Consider the following 848-nt stretch of genomic DNA (forward strand, 5'->3'; position numbering starts at 1 on the left):
ATCCGGCGCTGACCGGTGCGCTGCTGGCGCTGGCCGGCCGGCTCGGCGGGCGCGGGCGGCCGGTGCTGTTCCTGACCGAGGAGAAATCGGTGCGCAGCGTGTCGCGCGACCGCGACCGGCTGCTGCCGCACTTCCGCATCGCGCTGCCCGCGCCCGGCGTGCTGGAGGCGCTGATGGACAAGAACGCGTTCCAGGCGCTGGCGCAGGCGTGCGGGGCGGCGATTCCGCGCGCGGTCGGGCTGGCTTGCGAGGCCGACCTGGCGCAGCTGGCCGGCCTGCGCTATCCAGCCGTGCTCAAGCCGGCCTACAAGCACTACGGCTACGGCGCGCGCTTCCAGAAGGCCTACGTGGTGCAGTCGGCGCAGGAGGCGGCGCAGCGCTGGCGCAGCATCGCGCCGGTGCTGGCCGAGCTGATCGTGCAGGAGTGGATCCCCGGCGGCGACAGCGCGATCTATTTCTGTCTGCAGTACGTCGGCGACGACGGCCGCGCCGTGGCCAGCTTCACCGGCCGCAAGCTGCGCTCGTGGCCGCCGCGCATCGGCGGCACCGCCAGCTGCATCGCCGCGCCCGAGTACGCGGCGGCGCTGGACCACTGCACCAGCGCCTTCTTCCGCGCCGCCGGCTTCATCGGCCTGGGCAGCATGGAATACAAGCGCGACGAGCGAGACGGCCGTTTCTACATGATCGAGCCGACCGTCGGCCGCAGCGATTTTCAGGAAGAGGTGGCGACCCTGAACGGCACCAACCTGGCGCTGGCCGCCTACCATCACCAGACCGGCGGCGCGCCGCCGCCATGCCGGGTGGCGCAGCCGGCGCGCCTGTGGCGCGAGCCGCAGACCGACCGCTGG

1 protein-coding gene is annotated in these 848 nt (G+C 73.1%); it reads left to right on the forward strand.

What is annotated here, in order from left to right:
* Positions 1–848, forward strand: an 848-nt coding sequence (locus tag GTP55_RS29165) for a carboxylate--amine ligase (protein ID WP_161048257.1), incomplete at both ends; no start/stop codon positions are given.

The sequence above is a fragment of the Duganella margarita genome (assembly GCF_009857535.1).
GTDB lineage: Bacteria > Pseudomonadota > Gammaproteobacteria > Burkholderiales > Burkholderiaceae_D > Rugamonas > Rugamonas margarita.